Annotated in this window: 1 protein-coding gene; it reads right to left on the bottom strand. The window is 71.4% G+C overall.

What is annotated here, in order from left to right:
* The coding region (locus tag ACTXGJ_RS12620) for an IS110 family transposase (RefSeq protein ID WP_443566157.1) at positions 1-712 on the bottom strand (712 nt) is incomplete at its 3' end.
* Positions 713-939 lie beyond the last annotated feature (227 nt).

Here is a 939-nt window from a genome sequence, read left to right as displayed (position 1 = left end):
GCCGCTCGGCCAGGTCGGGCTGGGCGCGCAGTTCGGCCGCCAGGCGGGCGAGTTCGCGCGCGGCGCGGTCGCCGGCCCGGCGGGCATCGGCCTCCAGCTGGCGGCGCAGGCGCGGTTCGAGCTGATGCTCCAGGCGCAGCTTGGCCCGGCTGGCATCCTCGATCGCCTGGTCGATGAACACCAGGCGGTCGGCAAACGCCCGCAGGCGCGGGTCGGGGGCGGCCCGGGCGTCCTGGTATTCGGCCCGCAGCGCCGTGAAGGCGGCGATCAGCCGGGCGTCGAGGCGGTCGTTCTTGGCCCGGCGCAGATGCATCTCGGCGAACGCCTTGACCTGCAGGGGCTGGTGCAGGCGGACCTCCAAGCCGCGGGCGCGCAGGGCATCGGCGACGCCGCGCTCGTAGCCGCCTGACGCTTCCAGGCCGATGCAGGTGACACCGGCGGCGGTGAGTTGGGCGGCCAGGGCGTCCCAGCCCTCGACGGTGTTGGCCACCTGCCACGGCTTGATGCCGGGCTTGGCGGGCGAGCCGTGGGGCGGCGCCGGATGCAGGGCGATGTCCAGGAACGCCTTGCCGACATCGATCCCGGCTACGGGCCGCGTACCGGCTTCGGGCCTGCTCTCGGGCCTGCTCTCGGGTGCTCCCTTGGATGTGGGTTTGGGTATGCTCGTAGGTGCGGTCTTGGCTTGGCGTCGGGGTTTGCTAGAGTGAGCCATCTTCGTCGTCCCATCCTTGCGATGCGAACCGGGCGTTCAATCAACCATCCGGGTCCGATGAAGAGGGCGACTGCGATCCTGCTCAGGACCAGCCCGCGGCGCAGGCCACAGGCTCAGGTGCCAACGATCCGACAGTCGCCGCCGGCTCTGGGGTGGCCACCCCAGAGCCGGCATCCCTCGCGGGACAGGGGCAATCTGACATGATTCGCTAATACAAGGGGCCGGAG

This window comes from Psychrobacter sp. 1Y11 (assembly GCF_052259045.1).
Taxonomy (GTDB): Bacteria; Pseudomonadota; Gammaproteobacteria; order Pseudomonadales; family Moraxellaceae; genus Psychrobacter.
The sequence above is the reverse complement of the archived record's forward strand: the minus strand, read 5'-3'. Positions and strand labels throughout refer to the sequence as shown.